Annotated in this window: 13 protein-coding genes; 6 read left to right on the forward strand and 7 right to left on the reverse strand. The window is 51.8% G+C overall.

Annotated features, from left to right (window positions below; genetic code table 11):
* The coding region (locus tag ACN4EK_RS30205) for a hypothetical protein (protein WP_431662152.1) at positions 1-826 on the forward strand (826 nt) is incomplete at its 5' end.
* Positions 827-930: 104 nt separating this feature from the next.
* Positions 931-2,304: a protein kinase domain-containing protein gene (locus tag ACN4EK_RS30210; protein WP_431662153.1), complete on the forward strand. Its 1,374-nt coding sequence runs from the start codon at positions 931-933 to the stop codon at positions 2,302-2,304.
* 4 nt (positions 2,305-2,308) lie between these two features.
* On the opposite strand, the gene pstB is transcribed toward ACN4EK_RS30210, so the two are convergent.
* From pstB to ACN4EK_RS30240, 6 genes are all read right to left on the reverse strand, one after another.
* Entirely contained in the window at positions 2,309-3,106 is a 798-nt protein-coding gene (gene pstB, locus ACN4EK_RS30215; RefSeq protein ID WP_431662154.1) for a phosphate ABC transporter ATP-binding protein PstB, read from the reverse strand.
* A complete protein-coding gene (gene pstA / locus ACN4EK_RS30220) occupies positions 3,100-4,038 on the reverse strand; it encodes a phosphate ABC transporter permease PstA (RefSeq protein ID WP_431662155.1) in 939 nt (312 codons plus the stop codon). The genes pstB and pstA overlap by 7 nt, the downstream gene beginning before the upstream one ends.
* A gap of 1 nt (position 4,039) precedes the next feature.
* A complete protein-coding gene (pstC, locus tag ACN4EK_RS30225) occupies positions 4,040-5,020 on the reverse strand; it encodes a phosphate ABC transporter permease subunit PstC (RefSeq protein WP_431662156.1) in 981 nt (326 codons plus the stop codon).
* Between the two features lie 268 nt (positions 5,021-5,288).
* Positions 5,289-6,290: a PstS family phosphate ABC transporter substrate-binding protein gene (locus tag ACN4EK_RS30230; RefSeq protein ID WP_431662157.1), complete on the reverse strand. Its 1,002-nt coding sequence runs from the start codon at positions 6,288-6,290 to the stop codon at positions 5,289-5,291.
* Positions 6,291-6,555: 265 nt separating this feature from the next.
* Positions 6,556-12,351 carry an alpha-2-macroglobulin family protein gene (locus tag ACN4EK_RS30235; RefSeq protein ID WP_431662158.1) on the reverse strand — a complete coding sequence of 1,932 codons (5,796 nt, stop codon included), beginning with the start codon at positions 12,349-12,351 and terminating at the stop codon, positions 6,556-6,558.
* Between the two features lie 506 nt (positions 12,352-12,857).
* On the reverse strand, positions 12,858-13,703 hold the full coding sequence (locus ACN4EK_RS30240) for a methyltransferase domain-containing protein (RefSeq protein WP_431662159.1): 846 nt from the start codon (positions 13,701-13,703) through the stop codon (positions 12,858-12,860).
* 352 nt (positions 13,704-14,055) lie between these two features.
* Between ACN4EK_RS30240 and ACN4EK_RS30245 the strand changes: the two genes are divergently transcribed.
* From ACN4EK_RS30245 to ACN4EK_RS30255, 3 genes are all read left to right on the forward strand, one after another.
* Complete coding sequence (locus ACN4EK_RS30245; protein ID WP_431662160.1) at positions 14,056-14,688, forward strand: TenA family protein; 633 nt, start codon at positions 14,056-14,058, stop codon at positions 14,686-14,688.
* 70 nt (positions 14,689-14,758) lie between these two features.
* Complete coding sequence (locus ACN4EK_RS30250) at positions 14,759-16,105, forward strand: TrkH family potassium uptake protein (RefSeq protein WP_431662161.1); 1,347 nt, start codon at positions 14,759-14,761, stop codon at positions 16,103-16,105.
* Between the two features lie 187 nt (positions 16,106-16,292).
* Positions 16,293-16,994 carry a potassium channel family protein gene (locus tag ACN4EK_RS30255; protein WP_431662162.1) on the forward strand — a complete coding sequence of 234 codons (702 nt, stop codon included), beginning with the start codon at positions 16,293-16,295 and terminating at the stop codon, positions 16,992-16,994.
* Here ACN4EK_RS30255 and ACN4EK_RS30260 read toward each other — a convergent pair.
* Complete coding sequence (locus tag ACN4EK_RS30260) at positions 16,975-17,862, reverse strand: NAD(P)-dependent oxidoreductase (RefSeq protein WP_431662163.1); 888 nt, start codon at positions 17,860-17,862, stop codon at positions 16,975-16,977. The genes ACN4EK_RS30255 and ACN4EK_RS30260 overlap by 20 nt on opposite strands.
* An 84-nt stretch (positions 17,863-17,946) precedes the next feature.
* Between ACN4EK_RS30260 and cobA the strand changes: the two genes are divergently transcribed.
* Positions 17,947-19,168, forward strand: a 1,222-nt coding sequence (cobA, locus tag ACN4EK_RS30265) for a uroporphyrinogen-III C-methyltransferase (protein ID WP_431662164.1), incomplete at its 3' end; no start/stop codon positions are given.

A 19,168-nucleotide genomic window follows, 5' to 3' on the forward strand; every position in this document is an offset into this window, starting at 1 on the left:
AGATGTGTATAAGAGACAGCCTCCCTCCCCTCCCCCCCTCGCCTCCCGTCCAACCATCTCTACTGACGATCACCTCTTCAACGGTGGCTCGGAATCCCTGGTTGCCCGAACGGTTGGTGCGGCGGAAGGAACTCGTACAGCCGATGGTGGCAAGACTTCCCTGTGGGAACATCACACCGATCCAGGTAACTTTGTCGAAAACTGCGGGACTTTTAGCTACCAGTTTGGCTACGGCAAGATATCGCCGGAGGAATGTGACGAACAGCAGATGGCGAAAATTCGTCGCCATTATGAGGACACGATTCTACCGCAGGCTCAGGCGGCAGGGATTGAACTCGATTTGCTGGAAAAACTGAATGGCATTGATCTGGCAAATCAAGCGCCGTTAGCGGTGACGCAGTCCGGTGGCTATGTCGATCGCTTAGTGACTGAAAAACAAAAAGGGTTGCAGGGATCGGAGGCGATTCTGGAAGCGCGGGTGATGTCGTTTTGCAATCCGGAACGGGGCGATGGTACACCGCCGTCTTGCTGGGAAGCCTCTGGGCTACGAGCCTATGATGACATCAGTAAGGAAGCCAGTATTCGCCATGATCAGCAACGCCGGATGGGAATGATCGATCGGGCGTTGGCAGCCTGGGAACGAGAACACCCTCAGGTAGCACAACAAACCCCATCAGAAGCCATCGCGCCACAGCCCCCAATGCTACCTCCGGTGGCTACCGTTCCCACCCCGGCTGTCCAATCCCCACTAGAAGTTGATCGTGAAAGAGTGGCTGATCAGATCATCTTTTGGGATCGCTCCCAGCAGGTCGCCACGATCGAATAAAGCCTTGCCTCAGCCCTGCGGCTAAACCGAAGAATCATCATAAGATCAGGTTGACAACATAATTAGCTCGCTATCGTCAATCTATCTAACGCCTGATTGGTCCTATGAGCTACTGCGTTGCGCCGCAATGCTATCAGCCCCAAAATCCACCTAACCATCGGATTTGTCAGTCCTGTGGGGCAAAGTTACGCCTGAAAGAACGCTACCGAGCCATCAAACGTCTGGGGCAGGGGGGCTTTGGCAGAACGTTTCTGGCGATCGATGAAGATATACCCTCGCAACCGTTGTGTGTGATTAAACAACTGCATTTATCTCAGTTGTCGATTCATGCGGCGGAAAAAGCGATCGAATTATTTCATCAGGAAGCGGTGCGGTTGGATGAACTGGGACACCACTCCCAAATTCCCACGTTGATGGCACATTTTACTCAAGATCAGCAGCTTTATCTGGTACAAGAGTGGATTGAAGGGCAAACTCTATTGGAGGAAATTCGCCAGCGGCAAGCGTACAGCGAAGCGCAAATTTGGGAATTACTGAAGGATCTGCTGCCTATCCTCAAGTTCATCCACGATCGCGGCATCATTCATCGGGATATTAAACCAGCTAACTTAATTCGCCGCCGCTCCGACCAACGGCTGGTGTTAATTGATTTTGGGATTGCCAAAGTTTTATCTGGCACGACCTCTTTACTGACTGGAACGATTATTGGCAGTCCGGAGTATATGGCTCCGGAGCAAAACCGGGGGAAAGCCTTACCCGCCAGTGACCTGTATAGCGTGGGTGTGGTGTGTGTGCAACTGCTGACGAATCGCGCTCCTTTTGATGTGTTTGATATTGGGGAAAATTGCTGGATCTGGCGACAGTATTTGCCCCGTGGTCGGCGGATCAGCGATCGACTGGGCAAAATTCTCGATCGCTTATTGTCCCCAGGGCTGAACGATCGCTATGCCTCGGTAGACGATGTGTTGTCAGATCTGGAAGCTAAGCCTGAGCCGCCCGTTGCGGTGGCAAAGTTTACCGATCCCGTAAGTGTGCCAGTGACGGATCAACAACTGCGATCGCTAGCGCAATTGCTAACGACAAAGCAATGGCAAGCGGCTGATACCTTCACCTGGAATCTGATCCGGCAACTATTAGGCAAACCACCCCAAAGTTATGTCTTTAGTGGGGAACTGACTCGTTTACCTTGTGATGATCTACGGCAGATTGATCACCTCTGGCGACAATGTAGCCGCAACCGCTTTGGTTTTAGTGTGCAAGCCCAGATGTATCAAAAGGTCGGACAGGATTACAGGCAATTTTGCGATCGGGTGGGTTGGCAACCCAATCCTCTCGATGATCGCCCTAAGCAGTGGCAGTTTAAAGACTCGGCTCCGGTTGGACATTTGCCCTCTCGCTTGGGAATTGGCGGACAACAATGGTGGCGATATACGGCGATTTTGACGGAGAAACTCCAAGACTGCGGTTGTGTCAAGTAACCGGTTAGCCAAACCGTCCTCTCACATAGTCTTCTGTTTGTTGATGTAATGGCTGGTTAAATAGCTTGGTTGTCTGGTTAAACTCCAGCATTTCTCCCAGGTACATAAAAGCCGTGTAGTCCGAGAGGCGAGCCGCCTGCTGCATACTATGCGTCACAATCAGGATCGTCACCTGTTGCTTCAATTGACTCATCAAGTCTTCGATGCTGGAGGTAGCGATCGGATCGAGTGCCGAAGTCGGTTCATCAAACAGAATCAACTCCGGCTCGGTGGCTAAGGCGCGGGCAATACATAATCGCTGTTGCTGACCACCGGATAGGTTGAGGGCAGAATCTTTCAGCCGATCCTTCACTTCATCCCACAAGGCAGCACTGCGGAGGGATTGCTCAACTCTGTGATCCACTAAGTCCCGTTTGAGCAGTCCTTGGACTCGCAACCCATACGCCACATTCTCATAAATCGACTTAGGGAAGGGATTGGGGCGTTGGAACACCATACTCACCCGCATCCGAACTGCGATCGGATCAACCCGTCGTTCCAGAATGTTGACCTGATCGAGCCGGATTTCGCCTTCGTAACGATTGCCGGGATACAGATCATGCATCCGGTTAAAACAGCGCAACAGGGTGGTTTTGCCGCAGCCCGAAGGTCCGATTAACGCGGTGACTCGCTTCTCTGGGACGACTAAATTCACTTGTTTGAGTGCCTGAATTGCCCCATAGTAGAAATTGAGATTTTTGACTTCCGCTTTCGGCTGAAGTGTAGATAGGTTGGATAGGGAGGTGGAAATTTCTTCTACCATTTGACTCCTCGACGAAACCGATAACGCAGATAAATTGCGAAGCCATTCATGGCTAGGGTCATGCCAATCAACACGGCTCCGGCGGCGGCGGCGTTCACCTGAAACTCTGGCTCAGGACGAGACACCCAGTTAAACATTTGAATCGGCAAGACTGTAAATGGCGCTTGGAGCCATTCAAAGGAAATGTAGGGAAAGTTGGGTTGCACCGGAGACGGCGGGAGAAAGGCAATAAAGGTCAGTGCCCCGATCGTAATCAGGGGTGCCGTTTCCCCGATCGCCCGAGATAGCCCGATAATCACGCCCGTTAAAATGCTGCCGGAGGCGTAGGGCAAAATGTGATCCCAAATCATCTGCCAGCGACTCGCACCCAGCGCATACGCCGCTTCCCGCAGACTGTTGGGAATGGCGCGTAAAGCCTCGCGGGTGGTGACGATGACGATCGGCAAAATTAGCAATGCCAGGGTTAAGCCTGCCGTTAGAATGCTTTCGCCCAGGCGCAGCACTCCATTGAAGAAGCCTAACGCTAACAGACCATAAATAATGGACGGCACCCCCGCCAGGTTGGTCACATTAATCTCAATCAACGCGGATAACCAATTCTTGCGGGCATATTCTTCCAGATAAATTCCGGCAGCTACTCCCAGGGGGACGGCGATCGCGGCGGTCACGAGCATCACCAGCGCCGAACCAATCCATGCCGCCAGAATTCCGGCTTGTTGCCATTCGCTACTGGGAAATGAGGTAAAAAATTGCCAGGTTAACCGGGGTGCGCCCTGGACAGCGAGCTGAAGCACCAGGGCTAACAGGGTTACTGTGGCAACCAAAATCGTTAACAGACCGACGATCGCAAATAGCCCATCAATCATGTGTCGTCGAGACACTGAATCTTGGATGCCTAATAGATGGTTGGGAGAAGCATGAATTTGTGTCATGTTAATAAATCTCCCGGAAGTGGCGACTGAGGAAATAGCCAATAATATTGCAGAGCAATGTAAACAGAACCAGCGTTAAGCCAGCGGCAAAGATAGTTTGATATTCCAGGGTGCCATGGGGCAAATCTCCTAGGCTGACTTGCACAATGTAAGCCGTAATGGTGGCGGCGGATTCCAGGGGATTGAAGGTGAGATTGGGTTGGAGACCAGCGGCGACGGCGACGATCATGGTTTCGCCAACTGCCCGCGATACCCCCAGAATATAAGCTGCCGAAACACCGGAAAAAGCAGCGGGAAAGACCACATTAATTGCCGTTTGTAGGCGTGTAGCTCCCATGGCAAAGGATCCCTCGCGCAAACTCACGGGGACAGCCCGCATCGCATCTTCACTAATCGAACTGATCAGGGGGGTAATCATCAATCCCATGACAATCCCAGGCCCTAGCATATTGAAGCCTGCGAGTTCGACTGGAAAGAGGTTGGGCAACCATGCCGCCAGAAATGGTGCCGGAAAACTATACAACCATTGCAATAATGGGGTGACAAATAGTAAGGCAAAGTAGCCATAAACAACCGTCGGGATCCCGGCTAGTAATTCCAGGATCGGCTTGACAATTTCGCGGAGTTTCGCAGAAGCAAATTCACTTAAATAAATTGCGGCGATCGTGCCCATTGGTACTGCGACGAATAGAGCCACTAACGTTGTGGTGATTGTGCCAGCGACTAACGGTGAAATGCCATATCCGGGTGGATCAAATAGCGGCGACCAATCACTGCTGGTGAGAAATTCTACGATCGAAATATGTTGGAAAAAATGCACTGATTCCAGAACCAGAATATACATAATGGCGATCGTGGTTGCCACACAGGAAAACCCGGCTAGAAACAATACGATATGAATTGCCAGTTCGCGTAAGTCCCGACTGGTTCTTTGGGCAGATAGTCGAGCCAATTTAGAAGGTTGAGCCGCAGAGTTTGTCATTCATCAATCTTGAGATTCCAGATGGTCAAAAGGGGCGAACGATCGTCCACCCCCGTAATTGATTGGTCAGTGAGAGGGTGTTTGAAAAGTCAAAATCGTTACCTGAACCGCCCCCCTAGCCCCCCTTTCTACGATGCCGTCAGGCTATATTCTGGGGGGAACTGGATTCAAAGTCCCCCAGAATTGGGGGATTAAAGCCCTACGGGCATACCAGAAAAGGGGGCAAGTGCAATCACTTTGATACTTTTAAAACATCCTCTGAATTGAACTATCTCAGTTCACGATTTAATAGCTCACTAATTTTTAGTCCAATCGCCTCTTCACCACCAAAAACGGAACCTGTTTTGCCACTATTAAACCGGGCGAGAACTCCGTTATAGGAATTTCCGGGTAATGGTACATACTTCACGGCGGAAACCAGATTTCGACCATTCTTCAGATAGTATTCAACGAATTTCTTCACTTCTGGGCGTTTAGCAGAATTCGCGTTCACATAGATGAAGATAGGACGAGATAAGGGGGTATATGCTCCACTTTCTACGGTCTGGCGACTGGGCCCTACACCATTCACTTTCACGGCATTCAAGCGGTTCTTATTCGCTTCGTAGTAAGCAAAGCCAAAGTAGCCTAAACTACCTTTATTCCGCGCGACACCCTGGACTAAAACATTGTCATCTTCACTGGCTGTGAAGTCTTTACGGCTTTGCTTGGACTTGCCATTGATGGCTTCTGTGAAGTAGTCAAATGTGCCGGAATCCGCACCAGGCCCAAATAATGCCAGGGGGACATTGGGAAATCCCGATCGTACCTGGCTCCAATTTTTCACCTGGCTCCCCGGTGCCCAAATCTTTTTCAACTCGGCGGTAGTCAGATTTTGTGCCCAGTTATTACTTTGATTGACCACAACGGTTAAGGCATCATACGCTATCGGTAATTCAATATATTTAATGCCTTTAGCGTTGCAAGCTTCGATCTCTTTTTTCAGGATCGGACGAGAGGCATTAGAAATATCTGTATCTCCAGCACAGAATTTTTTAAAACCACCGCCGGTTCCCGAAATTCCTACGGTGACTCTAGCCCCACCACTTTTCTGAAAGCCTTCGGCAGCCTTTTCAGTAATTGGATAAACTGTACTGGAACCATCAATTTTAATCACGCCGCTTTGCGAGTTAACGGCGGAGACTGATAGCCCGATCGTGGCAGCCGCCAGAGTAACTGCACCAGCGAATGTAAACCGATTCAATTTTAACCCCATGCCATTCATCACCATAACATTGCTCCATGCAGCGAAGAACGTCTGATTTCAGACCACTGCATAGAATAACGGTCTAGGGTTAAGGCTGGCTAATCTAAGAGTTTGTCCTGGTTAAACTTTGGTAATCAACAATTATGCCAAGGTTAATCTCTGGTTAATCAAATAAGCGGTTTACACTGAATTACTTGTTGCTAATTGTGAATGTGAAGCGACTTTAAGCTAATAAAAACTTGATTAAAAATCCCCCTTCCAACATTGAAAGAGGGATGTTCTATACCACCTATTGAGCGGCAATCGTCAAGGTGGTGGCGGCCGATCGCCCGAATTCTTCCGGGGCATATTGGAGGTGGGCTTCCGCACCGGGGTAGACGAAGGTTCCAGGAGTCACCGATCGCACCAGGTAATGTAGGGTGTAAACACCAGGATCGAGTTTGTCCCCAAAGGCAACCACGCGATCGCGATGGATGGTTTGATAGTTCAACTGCCAGCTATCGCCTTTTGCCTGGTAGTACGGGGTACTGGTCTGGAAGCTGTTATCGACTGCCTCGAACCCGGCAGGTAATGGATCGGTGATCACCACATGATCCACGGGATGATCGGTAATCACTTCCAGTCCAATGTCGTAGACCTGCCCTGCCGCTAAGGTGAGAGGTTCGGTGGCATACAGTCCGGTTTTGTACAGGGTCTTGTTCTCATTTGCCGGACGAATTGTGCGTGTCACCCGTAACCCATTCAGCCGTCCCGGTTGATTGCCTTGTAGCCGATAGCGATAAGCCACCAGATAGTGCAGCAGTCCATTGCCGGATTTTTTCAACACCAGATCATGGCGATTGCGAGGCAGATCAGACATGGCAACACGAACGTCCTGGCTCGGTTTGCGGTAGCCCTGGAATTGGGCTTTGGTCAGGGTTTTCCCTGCCAGTTGAGCCGTTGCTGTGAAATTGGGGGGTGTGGGTTGCAAGCGGCTATAGTCCACTAAGGCTACCAGCGCTTCGGCATTGTCGTAGTTGTTCTGCCACACACCATCCCGCCGTTGTGCCAGGAGTCCCTGCACTAGGCGATCGATCTGCTCCGGTGGCTGGTTCTGGGCAATGAATAGCCGGACTGCTTGGGCTTGGGCGGCGGTGGGCGAACTCAACCACGACCAATTGTTTGGCAAATTCACCTTAGCGCTGCGTCCGGTCTGGTAGACCAATTCCTGAACTTGATTCGTTAAGGTATTGGCTTCTGCCTGCCAATCTGGAAATTGGGAGAGGTAGCGGGCTAACTTAATTTGCTGTACCAGATCGAGTTGATTGCGTTGGGCATAGATATCGGAGAGGAAATCCCCGCGTCTGTCTCCCAGTGCTGCCAATGCGATCAGGGTTTCCAGTCGTACCTGATTCTTACAGAGAGCCTGTTTGCAGAAACTATACTGTCCGGGATCCGCCAGCAGCTTTCTCAGGTAAGCCGTCAGGGATGGCAAAAGTTCCTGGCTACCAAACCCCTGATTTGCCAGGGCGATCGCCTGCGCGGCATAGGGCGTAACAAATGGATCGGATCTTTCCGCTCCCGGATACGCAGCAAACCCACCATCCGGTTTCTGTAAGGTTTGCAGTTGAGCGATCGCCTGCGTCGCTTGTTGAGTTGGATTAAAGCTGGCAAAGGTTTGCCCGTAGGTTTGCGATAGGGTTTGCAGGCTGGCGGCGATCGCGAGTTGACTAGCCGCAGGTTCCAGGAAGGGCAGATCGTTATCCTCCAAGACTTGCGCTGCTGGAGCGGTTAGCTGGGGAATCAGTGTACTCGCCAGGGAAATCTCCAAACCTCCCGTTGTGTTGTCTACATTCTTGTCTACGTTGATTGGGATGGTCGTTTGCTTCGTGGTTGTCCCAGCTTCAACGACCTGTTCTGTGATCTCCAGAGGTTTAACATCCAGTGGTACTTCAAACGCATCATTGGCTCCGTTTAATTGAGTGGTGAACTTAACGGTGGCTTGTCCGGCGCGATCGACCATTACCGGGAAACGGTACGCCTGAGTGCCAGAGCCATCCATCCGGGCTTGTTGGCTACCCGAGGAATTGTCGAACTTCAAGGGTTCAGTGACAGTGCCATTAATTGTGAGATCTCCGTTATTGCCAGTGTTGTTGGTGACGGCGGCTCCGACCTGGAAGCGATCGCCGGGGCGGGCAAACTGCGGCAGGATCGGGCTAGCCACTAACGGTCGGCTGGTGATAAAGGTGGTATCCCCATTGCCGAACTGCCAGTTGCCATTATTGGCGGTGGTTGCCACTGCCATGACTCGCCAGGTGGTTAAATCATCGGGAAGGCGGAAGCGGATCGTCGCTTGACCGTTGGCATCCGTCAGGACGGAACCGTTATAGTAAGCGGTCGGTTTAAAGTCAGTCCGAGTCCGGGTATTAGCGGCTCCTTCGGAGAAACCTCCCCCGTAGCCCCAGCCTTTTTGCAGTGGTGAGGACATCGGCTGCAACACGACATCCGGGCGATTATCGCTAATACGAATGGAAATCGGTTGTTCGGCATACACGGTTTTGACTAAATCCGGGGGGCGGTAGCCGGTCAGTTGCAGGATGGCTTCATTCACGACCATCACTGTGAATTGACCTCTGACAGGTTTATCCTGGGCATCCTTAACGGTCAGTTGGACGGTTTGATCGGTTCCCGGTTCGGCGGCGGGAGTCCCCTCTTTGCCGATCGCGGGAGCAACATCGACCTTCAGATAGCGATCGCCGAGATCGGTCTGGAAGGGCGCTAACCCAATCCGGACTAAATCCTCTAAACTACCGGGTTCAATCTGTGCCAGGGGTTCTCCTTGCCGCACCAGAACGGCTTCTACTGCCGCATTTGGCAGCATCTCTGGAGTCACCTGGAATTGAATTTGCGGCGCACTGCCCGTTACCTTCGTTACCGTTTGGTAGATCACATCATGCCGGACGATCGCAAAGTACAGTTCGGCTTCGGGATACGGTGATTGCAATAATACAGTGGCGGTTTCACCGGGACGATAGGTTTTCTTGTCGAGCTTCAGTTCCAGGCGATTATTCCGGTAGCGATCGCCCCAGTAGGTGGGTGTGCCGCCGGTTGCCCAAATTTGCACATCGGTAGCACTGGCTTCATCCCGTCCCGCCAGCGTAGCGCGAATTCGATACGATCCTGATTTAGGTGGTGTCAGGTTGGCGGTTTGAGGTTCTGACTGGGAGGATACGTCGGTAGTGGCAACGGTTTTATACTCCACCTGATTCTGGTTAACCCGACTGCCTTCTACCGCCCGAGTGGCTCGACTGTAAATCATTTCCTGTAATTCCAGCCGCACCCGTTGATTGCTCACGGCTTGTCCCTGGGGATCGGTGACAATCACTTGCACAGGAAATTCCTTTCCAGCATCAGCCACAAAGTTACTCTTCAAGCCAATCAGGCGATCGCTAGGTACAGCAATCACGCTTTGGGAATCCGCTACGGTCAGGTTAGACACATCGGCGACCTGAGCATCCACGCGGTACACCATCGGATAGGGAATCGTCTTATCCAGCGCAATGCTGAACTGTCCTTGACCGCTATTATCGAGAGTCTGATTGCTTTGCAGCACATCGCTAGAAACTTCCGGGGCTTCTTCCGGCCAGAACCATTTGCGTCCAAAGGAGAACTCATCCCGGCCGGCCGGGGTAAACTCAGTTTGTTGCCGGGTGACAAAATATTTTGCCTGTCCGCCTTGCACTGGAGAACCAAACAGGTATTGGCTCTTAACATTTGCCTGGATGGTTTGGTCTGCCTGGACGATCGGCAACGGAGGCGTTACCCCATCGGGATTAATCGGTAATAGATCCCGATCCTTTGGAACGTCTAGGGTCAGCGCCACTTTAAAGTTCGGTGGTTTAAACTCAGCCACTCGAAACTCACCAGTAATCTCGACCCCATTTTGCCCTTTGGCGCGGAGCGTGTAGAAGCCGAGGGGTTGGGTTTTGGCGATCGGCAGTTCTACTGAAAACGTGCCGAACTCGTTGGTGGTGCGAGTGCCTAGATCGGTTTGTTTGCCATCGGGTGACTTCAGGCTAACGGTGTACTGAGCCTTCTGATCTTGCCGTAGGCTGCCGTTTTGCAGATAGTAGGCGGCTCCAGTGAACCAGGCGGTTTCTCCGGGTTGATAGAGTTGGCGATCGCTAAAGATCGTGCCTCGGGAAACGGGTTTGTTATTTTCCCAACCTGCATCTACGCCATATTCATAAGCCCCACTGTACTCATAGGAACGGGTAAACGCCCAATCTTTCCCGACTTGAGCCACGACCAGGAGCGGGGGGGCGGTGTCCGCCGATCGATTCACACAGGACTGAAAGGCGGCGCGATCGAGGGTCAGCATCCCGGCGGCATTGGTGGTTCCGGTGGCACAGGGAGTCGGCTGCGATCGATCTTTTGTATCCAACCTGGACTGATAAACCTGTACTTGAGCCTTGGCAACGGGCTGCCCGTCAGACAACTGATGCACTCGCACTAAGCCAGACTCAGGGAACCATTGGGCAAATACTCCCAAATTGGTCAATTGCACCAGCCCATAAAATGTTGGCTCCCGCCACTGCTGCCGGTTATCTTCCTTGTAGCTATTGGTGCGGGCTTGTACGCCATACGCCAGCATTCCGGTATCACTGCCCAGTTGCTTTTGGAGCGGTAGGGTTGTTTCGACCGATTGATTTTTTTTGTTCGGAACCCGGGTGGTTTGCCAGCTAACCGGATCGGGTAATAGATCGTTGCCCTCGCCTCGGGGATAGGCGGAATTGGTATAGACCAAATCGGTCGGTTGTACTGTTCTGACCGCCGACTTGAAGCTAGATAGGTTCACGGTAGAGACATTCAGTTGCAATTCATCCCGCCGTTGGGTGGGAAAAATATGCAGATCGGAGGGTGCCCAGATATCGGCAGCGGCATCTCCGGTGTCATAGGTGAGGTTAACTTTCTGCCCCAGGGTTTGCCCAAATTTGTCTTTTAGATCCGAGCCGATCGTAATGGTGTAGCGTTTGTCTGGTTCTAGTGCCCAGGGATTTAAGGTGACAACGGCTTCACCATCGTAGGCACGTACCAGAGGAACATCTTGATTCTTTGGTTCGGGACTAACGCTAATATGGGCTAGGGCGGACTCTGCCTCAATCCCATTATTGAAATTCAACTGGGCTACGCCTTGGCTAAATCGTCCAAAGGGGCCCCCGGCATCCGGTTGTCCGGTGTAGGTCATGTTCTGGAATTGTAGGGGAGAGTAGGTGACAAGTTGGCTGGAGATGGCTTGTTCGGTTGGCAGGTTACCGGCGGCGGGACTTAATCCGGGAGTAATTTCTAAGGTGTAGCGAGTACCTGTTTCCAGGGCGCGATCGGGTGACAGGGTATAGATCCAGTTCTGGTTAGACGGATCAAAGCGATCGCTGGGGGATTGCTCCTCAGCCTGCGGTTGCTCAATCAAGGAAGGTTTCAGCGTGATGCCCTCTTTGCCTTCGGGGATGAGGCGGGCGTGTTCCCGCAAGGATGCCGGGTTGAGTTCGGCATTGGCGGTGAGTTTGAGGACGGGTTTAAGGTCGATCGGTTCTGGGGGAACTCCTGGTTCTGAGAAAGATGTGGGTAGATTGGTCAGTTTTAACGGTTCGGTATTAAACGTCCAGGCAAAGTCTTGATCTAATCGATGATTGTTTAAATCGGCTAACCCCGCTTTCAGGGTGACTCGTACCCGTGTAGCTTGAGGTGTGGAGGTATCGGCTTGGAAGCCTACCATGCGGGGGGTGAGAAAGCGGAAGGTTCCTTTTAAGGGTGGTGTCAGTTCAAATTTGCTCAGAATCTCCTGCTGGTTCTGGCTTTCCAGGCTTTCCAGGGGAATCAGGGGGTCTTTAAATCGCACCCGGATTTGTGCCAGGGGTGAGGCGGTGCCTGTAGGGCTAATCTGTTCGATCCAGTCAGGGAGTTTTGGGGTGGTTAGGGGGGCAACGGCGGGTAAGGGTGCCGCACCGGGGGAGAGGGTGGCGGTGCTACATCCAGTCATGCCCAGGCAAACCAGTAAGGCGATGACGATGATCCAGGGTTTAAACACACGATCGCTGAATTTCATTTCTTTTCCCCACAGTAGTGACGCTACGAAATAGTTGATGTCACCTGTCTCGCTAACTTCATTGCTACTCTGGTCTGGGGGGATTTTCCTGTGAGGTTCAATAAATCTTTACCGATATATCGATCTAGTTAAATGGGGATAGTCTCAGGCATATAAAGATTTTTAGCTACGTTGGCAAACCTGGCTTGGGGGTCTTCCCCCCAAACCCCCGCGATGTGGGGTCCTAACTCCCCCACGCCCCCCGTAAGGTACGATCGGTTGATGGGTCAAGGCTGTCGCATACTTACAGCCGTTCTCAAATGAATGCACCACACTTGTCAATTCGGTCAGCCCCCTGTTCTAGTATGCCCGTAGGGCTTAAAGCCCCCTTTCTACGATGCCGTCAGGCTATATTCTGGGGGACGTTGGCTCCTGTTCCCCCCAAAATTGGGGGGCTAGGGGGGCGAAAACTGCTGTAGTTGGTCTGCGATCGCGCTAATCTTGGCATTCTGAGGGCTAATCGCTTGTTAATGTTTGGTGGCACTGAGTAGACCGAATTTGATTAAGCCGCGTTGATAACCGCGTTTCATTAATCCCAGGGATAGGGCGGCTTGAATAGTTGTCCAGCCCGATCGCAGTAAGCCAAATAAGGCGGCAGGGGTGAAGGCGGAATCAATGACCAGATCCCAAAAGGGGGCGACGGCGGTAGACCAATCATCGGTTTGGATTGATCGAAAGCCAAGCTGTTCTGCGATCGCGGCATACTCCGGCAATGAGATCACGTAGGGCAAACAGTAGACGCGATAGATCGAGTCCAGATGTTGTTGTTCGTCGGGGGTTAAGGGTTGCTGATCGGTCGATCGGTGACACCAGGTGACGAAGAGGAATCTGCCGCCGGGTTTCAGGACGCGATAACATTCCTGCAAAAATTTGACTTTATCGGGCATGTGTTCGCCGCTTTCCAGTGACCAGACAAGGTCGAAGGAGTTATCAGCAAAGGGCATGTTTAAGGCATCGGCAACCTGAAACTGGGCGGCTGGAATGCCTAATTCTCTAGCGCGTTCCTCGGCTCGCTTTGCCTGGACGGGACTGAGGGTAATTCCAACAGCAGATTCTGCCTGAAATTTGTCGGCTAGATACAACGTACTACCACCAATGCCACAGCCCACATCCAGAATGTGAGTTGCCTGCTGAATGTTTGCCCATTGCAACAACTCTTCGATCAAATCAATTTGGGCTTGGCGGCGATCTTTCGTTTGCTTGCCATCTCCCCCGTAATAGCCATGATGCATGTGTTCACCCCAGATCTGCTCCCACAGGCCCGAGGAGGTGTCATAGAAGTGCTGAATCTTTTGCGTTAGGGTAGAAGTCATGGACAATCAACGGTGAGAATTTGGCTGCTTACGTTGTACAGCACTTTCTCCCCAGCGAAAATTTGTCTAAAGAGAGATTTTTATCCACCACTGTGCCAATCGCTGAAACTAATTGATCGCCTCTCCAGCAGCCTACATAGTAGGGTAGCGATCGGGCGAAAATGAGACAGCGATCGCCTCCAGCCATCCACTCACCCTCAGATCCCATGGGATTTTTGTAGAATCGGCAAAAAAAGAGGATGATCATAAGATGCATTGGTGCAGGAGCAAATTTGTCTCACCCGCATGGATAGAATGGGTTGCCCTGAGTTAAAGCTCTCCTACCAGGTATTTCGTTCGTTGGCAAATTTTTATGACCATTGCAAGTAGTCTGTGGTTGGCAAATCAAGATCTGGCTCATGCCTGCCTTCAGCATCCGTTTGTGCAAGGCATCGCCGATGGTAGCCTACCTAAAGCCCAATTTGCATATTATGTTGGGCAAGACGCTTTCTTCCTCACGGCGTTTGCGCGGGTTTACAGTATCGCGGCTGCCAAATCGGCGGATTTAAGTGGGGTGGAAATGTTTCATCATTTGGCAGGAGGCGTATTACAGGAGTTACGGTTACACCAGGATTATGCGGCTCGTTGGCAAATTGATCTGCGGTACATTGAACCGGGGATGGCAACCCAACGGTACACAGATTTTCTACTGGCAACGGCTTGGAGTCAGGAAATTGGCTTAACCGCCGTAGCGATGGCTCCCTGTATGCGGTTGTATGCATTTCTGGGACAGGAACTTGCCCGATCAGGAATGCCAGAACATACCTATACGGATTGGATCCAAACCTACAGCAGCCCAGAGTTTGACCAACTTGCCCTGCAATTAGAAACGTTGATTGAACGCTACACCACTCTCACCCCTACGGCTTACTCTCACTATCGCTACGCCATGCTCTGTGAACGTGATTTTTTTCAGGCGGCATGGGAGGCTAATCGGAGTGGATAAACGGGGATAGTCGCTACCTGCGATCGCGGCTGCTATCGACCTGTTTCACTCACTTATTTCCTTTGGACGCATGACTGTTTCTAGAACCATTTGCCTGGGTTTTCTGGCTGTAATTGCTGTTGGTACTTTCCTACTGTTTCTCCCCATTTCGACGACCAGTGCCCAACTCAGTTGGAATCATTTGTTAGTTGCCTTTTTCACCGCTACCTCGGCGGTCTGTGTCACCGGCCATATTGTGGTGGATACGGCCACCTACTTTTCTAGTGTCGGGCATTTGATTATTCTCGCCCTGATCCAGATTGGGGGGCTGGGATATATGACCGCGACCACGTTTCTGCTGCTGTTATTGGGGCGGCGGTTTGGCTTAAAGGACAAAATTGCTTTACAGCAAGCCCTCGATCGCACAGGGTTACAGGGAGCCACCCAACTCCTGCGCTCCATCATTGCCACGACCCTGATCTTTGAGATCACGGGGGCTTTTTTGTTACTGCTGGTATTTGTGCCGAATCATGGACTGAATTACGGATTATGGCTGGCGATTTTTCATAGCATTAGTGCCTTTAACAATGCGGGATTCAGCCTGTTTTCTGATAATTTGATTGGCTATCAGGCGAATCTGCTGCTCAACTTGGTGATTCCGGCACTGATTATCTTTGGTGGCATTGGTTATGACGTACTGTTTGAGATGTATCTCTGGATCCGAGAGCGGGTACAGGGGAATCGCAATCCCATCATTCTGTCGCTGAATTTTAAGGTGGCAGTCACAACGACCCTGATTCTGTTAGTCCTGGGTACGATCGCCTTTTTCCTGGTGGAGTTTAGAAATCCGGCGACCTTAGCGAACCAGGACCTCCCGACGCGGCTGATGGAAGCCTGGTTTCAATCGGTAACCTCCAGAACGGCTGGGTTTAATACGATCGATGTGGGCAAAATGACCATCACGGGGCTGTTTTTGACCATTGCCTTGATGTTTATTGGGGGTAGCCCTGGGGGAACCGCCGGTGGGATTAAAACCACCACGTTGCGGGTACTGACCACTTGCACAAAAGCCGTATTGCAAGGAAAGGATGAAATTATTTTGTATGAACGGCAAATTCCCTTACCGATGGTGATTAAGGCGATCGGGGTGGTGATGGGATCAATCTCGGTCGTCATTACCCTGACCATTTTGATGTCCCTAACTGACCCGGAACTGGACTTTATTCAAATCTTGTTTGAGGTGATCTCGGGATTTGCCACAGTTGGGTTATCGACGGGGGTAACGGTGTTAGCTAGCTTTTCGGTGTTCGCCAAGCTGATCTTGATTGCTGCCATGTATATGGGACGGGTGGGCATTCTATTACTGATGTCCGCTTTGTTGGGTGATCCCAAACCAAGTTTCGTCCGTTATCCGGAGGAAAACCTGTTGGTGGGCTAATCGCTGGTTCTGCTAGTTAAGTGCGATCGCTCCCCCAGATCCTGTTAAGTTAGATCATAGATATTTCTTACTAAATATTTTTTAAACTTCACAATAATCCTGTCTGGTTCGCTTCCTGCACTGTATCTGACGTTTTTTTTAGGAGGCGGCAACCTTCCCGACTGGGAAACGGATTGCCGAAAGCATTTTGGTTAATCTTTCATCTCTGAGCTTCTTTCAAAATCTCCGCACCACCCGTAGCAAACAATTTGCCGTAGTGGGTCTAGGGCGATTTGGTCGAGCGGTAGCGGTGACGCTGCATAAGCAGGGCTACGATGTATTGTGTGTTGATGCTGACGAGGAAAAAGTGGCACAGGTTCTCTCCGATCGCATTGCCACCCACGCCCGCCAAATTGATTCCACTCAACCCGCCGCGCTCCGAGAAGCGGGAATTTTTGAGCAAGACACGGTGATTGTGGCGATCGGCAATTATGTCCAAGAGAGCATCATCACGACTCTGAATGTCAAGGAAGGCGGTGTGCCCCATGTGGTGGCGAAAGCCTCCTCCGAGATCCACATGAAACTGCTGAAGAAAGTGGGCGCGGATCATGTGGTGTTTCCGGAGCATGAAATGGGCTGTAACCTGGCACGATCGCTGACTCGTCCCGGCATTCTGGATTACTTTGAGCTAGATCCCGAAAACAGCATTGTGGAAGTGATTGTGCCGGAACAGTTTGATGGCAAAACGATCGCCGAACTCCGCCTCCGCAGTTGCTACGGTCTGAATCTGCTGGCAGTCAGCGAGGATGGCAGATTTGAAATTAATCCGCCACCGGGTAGACGCTTGGAAAAAGGGTCAGCGATGGTGGTAATTGGTTCTAACCAAAACATTAGTCGCTTGCCGGTCTAGCGTCGGCGGGTGCTTGATGCAGGGCAGCAAATAGGGCGCTATAGTCGGCATCTGCCAATCCCATCTCGATCGCCCGCGTCACAATCTGCTGAGCCGCACTGGGGATGCTGGTATCCAGGTCGATCGCCTCGGCGGCTTGGATAAACAAGTTAGTATCCTTGAGCAAATGCTTGGTCGGGAAATTGGGCTTGGCGTAGTCTCCTGACACCATGCGTTGCAGTTTTTTGTCGAACGTGGGGGCATATAACGCACTCCCGCGCAAAATTTTCATGAAGGTTTCTACCTCAACCCCTTGCCGCAGGACAAATTCCAGGCTGGTGCCAAACGCCGCAGTCAGGGAACTAATCAGTTGATTCAGTGCCAGTTTTAGGGCAGCAGCACTCCCCACATCCCCCACCCGGATTGGCTCAGTCCCAAAATTCTGTAACAAATCCCGCCATTGGTCAAACTGCTCTGGCGTACTGCCAACCATCACCAGCAATTTACCTGCCTGGGCTTCCGAAATGCTACCTAAGACGGGAGCCTCCAAATAATCGCCACCCACTGCCCGAATCTCCGCCTGCAACGATCGACTTTCATCTGGCGCGATCGTCCCCATCTGGATCACCGTTTTGCCTGCCAACTCGGGACGACATTTTTCCGAGAATAGGACTTCTCGAATCGCCTCAGCATCCGTCAACATCAAAATGACGCAGGAAGCGGCGCGGAGTAAGACTTCGGGTAACGGCGCGATCGCGACACCCGCATCCTCTAAGGGTTTCAGCTTTGAGACTGTGCGGTTGTAAACAATCAACGGTACACTGGCATCCAGCAACCGTTGTGCCATTGGCAGTCCCATCAAACCTGTGCCCATCAAGCCAATTTCCATCTGTCACCTCATTGCGCGAACGGTTGATCTCCTAACCTCCTACCATACAAGTTAGGCGTGAACTGAAATCATGAGCGAACCGTAATGACTGAACATCGAGGCAAAGTCTATTTAGTCGGGTCGGGGCCCGGTGATGCCGCCTATTTAACTGTCCAGGCACAAGAATTGCTAATGCAGGCGGAGGTATTAATTTATGATGCGCTGGTAGATGGCAACTTGATCAGTCTCGTTCCCGATACCTGCCGCAAGTTAGATGTCGGTAAACGCGGTGGACGACCCAGTACCCCCCAGTCAGAAATTAATCGTCTGTTGGTGAAATACTGTCAGCAAGGACGGGTAGTAGTGCGCCTGAAAAATGGCGATCCCTTTGTTTTTGGTCGGGCTCAGTCCGAAATTCAAGCGCTCCGGGCAGCGAATTGCGCCTATGAAGTGGTTCCCGGTTTATCGTCAGCCCTGATCGCGCCCCTGCTAGCCGGTATTCCGCTCACCGATCCCGTTCTCAGCCGAGGGTTTACCGTCATTACCGCCCACAATCCCGATACTTTAGATTGGGTGGCTCTGGCTCGGATGGAAACCCTGGTGATGCTGATGGGTGGTCGCAGCCTGCCAGAAATTGTCCGCCGCTTACGGGGACATGGTCGATCGCCCTATATGCCGATCGCCGTGATTCGGTATGCCGGACGACGACGACAACGGGTGTGGGAAGGCACATTAGGCGACATTTTAGAGAAGACTGCCGATGCCTCCCTGTCTCCCTGTGTGATTGTGGTAGGGGAAGTGGTGCGATTGCGCCAATATCTCAGCTTCGAGTCTTCTGTGATTAGCGGAGAATGGGAAGCCAGCCGCCGCCAGAGACTTGCCCCACCAGAACTCCCCTCAGCCGGGTCGGATGCCTTCGCTGAACTAGACCGATCGCAGGCTGAACCCACCTCGATCGCCCATGAATCCTCTTCAGCAGAAATCACAGAGCTACCCAGCCCGACGGCGATAGCAGATCAGCGTATTGATCGTCGCCCGTTATCCCCGATCGCAGATCAACCCAGTTCAGAGCGCTATCCTGTGGCTACTCCAGAGGATGAGTTGACCGCAGCCGCCGATCGTTCCGCTTCAGTACCCGACCCTTCCGCTTCAGATCCCGATCGTTCCGGCTCCGAACTCGAAATTTCCGGTTCAGAACTCCATCCATTTCCTCCAGAGGTCGAACCCTCTAGCTCCGAACTTGAAATTTCCGGTTCAGAACTCCATCCATCCCCTCCAGAGGTCGAACCCTCTAGCTCCGAACTTGAAATTTCCGGTTCAGAACTCC

Origin of the sequence: Pantanalinema rosaneae CENA516, from assembly GCF_050753385.1 — a bacterium.
Classification (GTDB): Bacteria; Cyanobacteriota; Cyanobacteriia; order Leptolyngbyales; family Leptolyngbyaceae; genus Pantanalinema; species Pantanalinema rosaneae.

What these genes read in the sequence shown, in the direction of transcription:
- ACN4EK_RS30235 (WP_431662158.1), bottom strand. Translation starts at nt 12,351, where the DNA reads ATGAAATTCAGCGATCGTGTGTTTAAACCCTGGATCATCGTCATCGCC.
- pstB (WP_431662154.1), bottom strand. Translation starts at nt 3,106, where the DNA reads ATGGTAGAAGAAATTTCCACCTCCCTATCCAACCTATCTACACTTCAG.
- pstA (WP_431662155.1), bottom strand. Translation starts at nt 4,038, where the DNA reads ATGACACAAATTCATGCTTCTCCCAACCATCTATTAGGCATCCAAGAT.
- ACN4EK_RS30240 (WP_431662159.1), bottom strand. Translation starts at nt 13,703, where the DNA reads ATGACTTCTACCCTAACGCAAAAGATTCAGCACTTCTATGACACCTCC.
- pstC (WP_431662156.1), bottom strand. Translation starts at nt 5,020, where the DNA reads ATGACAAACTCTGCGGCTCAACCTTCTAAATTGGCTCGACTATCTGCC.
- ACN4EK_RS30245 (WP_431662160.1), top strand. Translation starts at nt 14,056, where the DNA reads ATGACCATTGCAAGTAGTCTGTGGTTGGCAAATCAAGATCTGGCTCAT.
- ACN4EK_RS30250 (WP_431662161.1), top strand. Translation starts at nt 14,759, where the DNA reads ATGACTGTTTCTAGAACCATTTGCCTGGGTTTTCTGGCTGTAATTGCT.
- ACN4EK_RS30230 (WP_431662157.1), bottom strand. Translation starts at nt 6,290, where the DNA reads ATGGTGATGAATGGCATGGGGTTAAAATTGAATCGGTTTACATTCGCT.
- ACN4EK_RS30260 (WP_431662163.1), bottom strand. Translation starts at nt 17,862, where the DNA reads ATGGAAATTGGCTTGATGGGCACAGGTTTGATGGGACTGCCAATGGCA.
- ACN4EK_RS30210 (WP_431662153.1), top strand. Translation starts at nt 931, where the DNA reads ATGAGCTACTGCGTTGCGCCGCAATGCTATCAGCCCCAAAATCCACCT.